The organism is Corynebacterium sp. HMSC078H07, from assembly GCF_001812805.1.
Classification (GTDB): Bacteria; Actinomycetota; Actinomycetes; order Mycobacteriales; family Mycobacteriaceae; genus Corynebacterium.
This window is the reverse complement of sequence record NZ_KV810433.1, coordinates 1-1096: the sequence shown is the minus strand read 5'-3', so window position 1 is coordinate 1096 and position 1096 is coordinate 1. Positions and strand designations below refer to the sequence as shown.

The 1096-nt window shown below is 54.3% G+C and carries 1 rRNA gene; it reads right to left on the bottom strand.

Annotation, left to right across the window (positions count from 1 at the left end):
• Nucleotides 1-1096: ribosomal RNA gene (locus tag HMPREF2875_RS00315) — 23S ribosomal RNA — on the bottom strand; the annotation flags it as partial.

Below are 1096 nucleotides of genomic sequence, written 5' to 3'. Positions count from 1 at the left end.
TCGTATCCGCGGTGGTTAGTATCAGTGCTTTATCATGGGCGCGGACATACGGGTACCAGAATATCAACTGGTTGTCCATCGACTACGCCTGTCGGCCTCGCCTTAGGTCCCGACTCACCCTGGGAAGACGAACTTGACCCAGGAACCCTTAGTCATCCGGCGGGAAGGATTCTCACCTTCCAATTCGTTACTCATGCCTGCATTCTCACTCGCACACACTCCACGCCTCCTTACGGTAACGCTTCAACACATGCACGACGCTCCCCTACCCAAACAAAATGTTTGCCGCGGCTTCGGCGGTGTGCTTGAGCCCCACTACATTGTCGGCGCAGGACCACTCGACCAGTGAGCTATTACGCACTCTTTCAAGGATGGCTGCTTCTAAGCCAACCTCCTGGCTGTCTTCGCGATCCCACATCCTTTTCCACTTAGCACACCCTTAGGGGCCTTAACCGGCGATCTGGGCTGTTTCCCTCTCGACTATGAAGCTTATCCCCCACAGTCTCACTGCCGCACAACACGTTGATGGCATTCGGAGTTTGGCTGACATTGCTAAGATTGTAGTCCCGCTCAACCAACCAGTAGCTCTACCTCCACCAAGCTCATGCGACGCTGCACCTAAATGCATTTCGGGGAGAACCAGCTATCACGGAGTTTGATTGGCCTTTCACCCCTACCCACAGCTCATCCCCGCAGTTTTCAACCTACGTGGGTTCGCGCCTCCACAACCTCTTACAATTGCTTCACACTGGCCATGGGTAGATCACCCCGCTTCGGGTCCAGGACATGCCACTAAAAACACCCCATTAGGATTCGGTTTCCCTACGGCTACCCCACACGGGTTAACCTCGCGACATGCCGCTGACTCGCAGGCTCATTCTTCAAAAGGCACGCCATCACACACTAAAAGGTGCTCTGACGGATTGTAAGCACACGGTTTCAGGAACTATTTCACTCCCCTCCCGGGGTACTTTTCACCATTCCCTCACGGTACTAATACACTATCGGTCACACTGAGTATTTAGGCTTACCGGGTGGTCCCGGCAGATTCACAGCAGATTCCACGAGCCCGCTGCTACTCGGGCAACCCAACAAC